Source organism: Bacteroides sp., from assembly GCF_029057325.1.
Taxonomy (GTDB): Bacteria; Bacteroidota; Bacteroidia; order Bacteroidales; family Bacteroidaceae; genus Bacteroides.
The window spans coordinates 1-4,493 of sequence record NZ_JAICZW010000036.1 but is presented as its reverse complement, the minus strand read 5'-3'; the positions used below and the strand labels follow the sequence as shown (position 1 = coordinate 4,493).

The window sequence follows — 4,493 nt, the reverse complement described above, 5'->3', positions numbered from 1 at the left end:
CGGCGGCGTTGTTGGTCTCTTCTTCGACAATGGAGGCGAGGGTGCTGACTTCTGTCGGAGTCATTCCGAGGGCGGCGGCCTTCTCCAGCCGTTCTTTATTCCAGAAGCGCTGGTGTTCCTGCTGCATCCGCTCGAAGAACGCTTCCACGCTCATGTTCCAATACACTTGGTAGGTTTCGGGAATAAAGAGGCCGGGTATTGTCTCTTTGTTGTAGCCCAACTTTTGTTGAAAAACGGAATCGTTCATCGTTCGGGCTATTTCGGCAGAGTCAATCATCAGCTGTCTGCCTACGCTACGTGCCAGTCGGTCTAAAGTCCGTACACTTCCGATGGTCAGGTTCATGGGCTCTTGGTAACCGCGGTAGAAACGGCTGAATACATGATATACATTTTCGCCGTTGCGTATGGCGTAGCGTCCGGTGTGGATGTTTTGGGGGTACTTCCGGTATTGTGCCATCCAGCGGAAACCTGCAAATTGCTTGGGATGCCCCTGACTCTTTACCTTATTATATACAGAGTCTATGGTATCATCGCGATCTATATGGACGAAGGCGGTCTTATGCGGATGGAATTGCGGGGCGAACAGGTAGTAGTAGATGGTTCCTGCACAAGCTGCGCAGACGAGAAGCAATGCGATGGATGCTCCGATGAGTACTTTTTTCTTTTTCATGCTGAATCTTGTCATATTTTTGAACCGGACAAAGTTAGTAAAAATGCGGTAATAATAAGATGGATTTAAAAATAATGGCTACATTTGCCCACTGATTATAAAATAAGTAATAACCATTATGAGCAACAAAACAAAAAGATTTATCCTTCCCGAAGAGGAGATTCCACACTATTGGTACAACATACAGGCAGATATGGTGAACAAACCGATGTCGCCGCTCAACCCTGCCACCAAGCAACCGCTGAAGCCGGAAGACATGTTTCCCATCTTTGCCGAAGAATTGTGCCGGCAGGAGTTGAACCAGACGGATGCCTGGATTGAAATCCCCGAAGAGGTGCGCGAAATGTACAAGTATTACCGCAGCACCCCGTTGGTGCGTGCCTACGGACTGGAGAAAGCACTGGATACCCCGGCACACATCTATTTCAAGAACGAGAGTGTCAGCCCGATGGGGTCGCACAAACTGAACTCCGCCATTCCGCAGGCTTACTACTGCAAGCAGGAAGGTGTGACCAACGTGACTACCGAAACGGGTGCCGGACAATGGGGAGCCTCGTTGTCATACGCCGCACGCCTTTTCGGACTGGAAGCTGCCGTCTATCAGGTGAAGGTCAGCTACGAGCAAAAGCCTTACCGCCGCAGCATGATGCAGACTTTCGGCGCACAGGTCACTCCTTCGCCCTCCATGTCCACCCGTGCCGGAAAAGACGTTCTGACTAAATATCCCAATCACCAAGGTTCGCTGGGTACCGCCATCTCCGAGGCCATCGAATTGGCACGCACCACGCCGAATTGCAAATACACCCTCGGTTCCGTGCTGAGCCACGTCACTTTGCACCAGACGGTTATCGGTCTGGAGGCAGAAAAGCAGATGGCGATGGCAGGCGAATATCCCGATGTGGTTATCGGCTGCTTTGGCGGTGGTTCCAACTTCGGCGGCATCTCCTTCCCCTTCATGCGACACAACATCCTCGAAGGCAAGAAGACCCGTTTCGTTGCCGCCGAACCTGCCTCTTGTCCCAAACTGACACGCGGCAAGTTCCAGTACGACTTTGGCGACGAGGCAGGCTACACCCCCCTGCTGCCGATGTTCACCTTGGGGCACAACTTCGCTCCCGCCAATATCCATGCGGGTGGTTTGCGTTACCACGGTGCGGGCGTCATTGTGTCGCAATTGCTGAAAGACGGACTGATGGAAGCGGTAGATATTCAACAGTTGGAATCGTTTGATGCCGGCATGCTGTTCGCACAAGTGGAAGGCATTATACCGGCACCGGAGTCTTGCCATGCCATTGCCGCTGCCATCCGCGAAGCAAAGCAATGCAAAGAGTCGGGCGAGGAGAAAGTCATTCTGTTCAACCTCTCCGGCCACGGACTTGTCGATATGGCATCTTACGACAAGTATCTCTCTGGCGACTTGGTGAACTACGAGCTGAACGACAATGACATCCGGAAGAACCTGGATGAAATAGGCGATTTGGCGAAATAAGGACCTGCAAATAAGAAAAAGAATGGCACGCGGATTTAGCGGATGAACGCAGATATTTTTTAATTTACAAATCATAATCTGCGTCTATCTGCTAAATCCGCGTCATCTGCATGCCATTTCGTATTCAGACACACCGCCTATTTACCAAAACCTGTTCTTCTCCGGGCTATACTCAAACCCTACGGCTTTCAGCTTTTGTACGATGTCATCCTTTTCTACATTCATATCCTCGCAAAGGGCATCCAGCGAAGGATAGAAATCTCGCAATTTCATGTTGATGAAGCTATACAGCATCACCGGATCTTCTGGTAAATTCATACTTACAATCTTTTAATTTTTAACTAATACCGGCGGCAAAAGTAGTATTTAGCAAGAAGGTACACAAGGTTTCGTCAAGGAAATCTCTTTTTCTACAGACAGTTCGTCAAGGAAAACCACGTCGTGGCTGACCACAATCAAGGTACCGTGATACTCCTTCAAGATGGAGGTCAGTATATTGACGTTCACGATGTCAATGTTGTTGGTAGGCTCGTCCGCGATGATGATATCCGGCGTGTTCCTGCCCACCATCAGGCAGCAAAGCGCCAGCCTCATCCGTTCGCCCCCGCTCAGGCAGGCGCATCGCTTGTCCCACATCGCTTGCGTGAAGAGGAAACGGTTCAGGCATATCTTTATCTCGTGTTCCTGTAGGGCGGTGGCATTGAACGCCGTGACTTGCTCCAGAATGGTCCGGTCATTTCGGATAAGAGAATACTCCTGGTCCAGATAGACATAGTTCAAATTGTCGGCCCTATGGATGGTGCCTTCTGTCGGATTCTTCAAGCCCACCATCAATTCGAGCAGCGTGCTCTTTCCGCTTCCGTTGGCGCCCGTCAGCCTGATGCGCTCTCCGCTGTAAACGGTGAACTCCAATCCCTGTCCCCATAACGGCGGCATACCGGGATATGCAAAGTTCATCCCCTTTGCCTCTATCATCTTCCGTCCTGCATGGAGCGTGGAAGAGTGGAAGTCTATCTTGATAGTGCTTGCCAGGCTGATGGACGACCTGATTGTCCGGATTTCCTCGTTCATCCCCTGAAGCTTCTCCTGCTTCACCTTGCTGAGTTTGGCGGTTGAGTTCTCCGCTCTGTTTTGCAGGTTTCCCATGGCGATGCGGGCGATGCCCTTCTTCTCGCTCTGCTTCTCGCCGCGCACATTGTGTTTCTGTTGGCGTTCCATCGCCTCTTTCGCCTCTTTCTGCGCCTTCTTCAGCTCTTTCTTCCGGTTCTCCAGTTGTGCCGTTTTCGATTGAAGCTCCGCCTCTTTCCACTCTTTGTAAGCATTGTAATTCATGGGATAGAAGCGGATGCCGTCGGCAGACATTTCATACATTGCCGACATCCGGTTCAGCAAAGTCCTGTCGTGGCTGACTACCACGATGGTCCCGGGAAACGCCGCAAGGAAAGCGTACACCTTTTCCCTGCCTGCCAAGTCCAAATGATTGGTAGGTTCGTCCAGCAAGACCAGCCCCGGACGGTGCAGTGTGATTCCTGCCAGAAAGACTTTCGTCTTCTCTCCTCCGCTTAATTCGCGCATCGGCGTGTCTGGCGAGACGTGGGACAAATCCCACTTGCCGAGAGCAGCCGTTACCTGTTCTTCCAGGTCCCATTTCTCATTCAGGCATGCGAGGTTTTCTTCCGTGACCTCTCCCCGCAAGATGGCATGCAAGGCATCCAGCTCCCTTGAAACATCCAGCGCTTCGGCAACTGTCCGCTCATTGTATTGCCCCAAATGCTGCGGCACGAAATAGGGAGTTTCCTCTTCGGCAACCGTACCGGATGCCGGTTTCAGTTTATGGGCTATGATTTGTAAAAGGGTTGATTTTCCGACACCGTTTTCTCCGATAATCGCACACCGGGCATGGGAAGCGATGGAGAAAGTGAGATTCTGAAAAAGGATTTCCTTATCAGGATGGATATATGTAAGATTCTGAATTTGAATACTCATGACAAACCAGTTGAATATAAAGAATAAAACGACTTTGGCACAAGTGCAGACTTGCGCCTTTGAAAATAAAAAAATGATAGATGCGGAGGTTTTATTATTACATTCTCATTGGTCCGATTTAAAATTTCCGCAAAGGTATTGCTTTTTTCCAAAAGAACAAAGTAGAGACGATCTTTTAAAGAATTCCTAAGTCGCTGTCTTCCCGTTATCGAAGTCGAGGCTGAACCGTGTTTTCTTCGTAGAAAAGGATAGAATCCATTGGGATGATTTAACCTGTTGGCGGAATAAAATCAGCAAAGAAATAACTTCTGCAATTTCCCCTATATACCCCGGTTTGACAGACACTTG

4 protein-coding genes are annotated in these 4,493 nt (G+C 50.0%); 1 reads left to right on the top strand and 3 read right to left on the bottom strand.

What is annotated here, in order from left to right; all coding sequences use genetic code 11:
- Nucleotides 1-670 (bottom strand): endolytic transglycosylase MltG (locus tag K2G43_RS02365; protein ID WP_300152871.1); only part of this gene is annotated, 670 nt, incomplete at its 3' end.
- A 118-nt stretch (nt 671-788) separates the two neighbouring features.
- Here K2G43_RS02365 and K2G43_RS02360 point away from each other — a divergent pair.
- Nucleotides 789-2,159, top strand: a complete 1,371-nt coding sequence (locus K2G43_RS02360; RefSeq protein ID WP_297644574.1) for a TrpB-like pyridoxal phosphate-dependent enzyme — start codon at nt 789-791, stop codon at nt 2,157-2,159.
- Between the two features lie 141 nt (nt 2,160-2,300).
- On the opposite strand, the gene K2G43_RS02355 is transcribed toward K2G43_RS02360, so the two are convergent.
- Together K2G43_RS02355 and K2G43_RS02350 are read right to left on the bottom strand one after the other, a co-directional pair.
- Nucleotides 2,301-2,477 carry a DUF4250 domain-containing protein gene (locus K2G43_RS02355; protein ID WP_297644287.1) on the bottom strand — a complete coding sequence of 59 codons (177 nt, stop codon included), beginning with the start codon at nt 2,475-2,477 and terminating at the stop codon, nt 2,301-2,303.
- A 48-nt stretch (nt 2,478-2,525) separates the two neighbouring features.
- On the bottom strand, nt 2,526-4,145 hold the full coding sequence (locus K2G43_RS02350) for an ABC-F family ATP-binding cassette domain-containing protein (protein ID WP_300152870.1): 1,620 nt from the start codon (nt 4,143-4,145) through the stop codon (nt 2,526-2,528).
- Nucleotides 4,146-4,493: the final 348 nt, after the last annotated feature.